Annotated in this window: 1 pseudogene; it reads left to right on the top strand. The window is 45.1% G+C overall.

From position 1 onward, the window contains the following. Positions 1-582, top strand: a pseudogene (locus R8O11_RS28520) (glycerol-3-phosphate 1-O-acyltransferase); the annotation flags it as partial. Positions 583-648 lie beyond the last annotated feature (66 nt).

Below are 648 nucleotides of genomic sequence, written 5' to 3'. Positions count from 1 at the left end.
TTGTTTGCGCTGCCATCGTTGATTGCCCAAATGATTATTCGTCAGCGCAATCTCACCGTGGAGAAAATCCAAGAGAACGTCGCGCAAATCTACCCATTCTTGAAGAAAGAGCTGTTCCTAAGCTACCAAGAGGAAGATTTAAACGACCTTGTGGTGAAAACGTTGAATGAGTTTGCCGAACAGAAAATGATCTGTCTTGATGGCAACAAATTGGAAATCAACCAATCAAACAACCAACCGCTGGTTCTACTTGGTCGCACGATTACTGAGACGCTGCAGCGTTACTCAATCGCCATGAACCTATTGGTTGCGTACCCTGAATTGGGTAAATCGGATCTGGAACAGAAGAGCCAAGACATCGCGCAACGTTTAGGTCGCCTGCACGGTATCAACGCGCCGGAGTTCTTCGACAAAGGTGTGTTTACCGCCATGTTCAATACGCTCAAACAGCAAGAGTACCTCGATAGCGACGGTAACTGCGATAAGAAGAAAACGCAGAAATTTGCCAAGCTACTGTTTACGCTGCTGTACCCAGAAGTGAAGTTGACCATCGAAGAAAGTATCCATCAACTTCAGGCATAACAAACACTCAAAAAAACAAAAGGCATCCAATGGATGCCTTTTTTGATCTTCGGATTGATTACCAGA

The organism is Vibrio sp. 1288, from assembly GCF_033344475.1.
The sequence above is the reverse complement of the archived record's forward strand: the minus strand, read 5'-3'. Positions and strand labels throughout refer to the sequence as shown.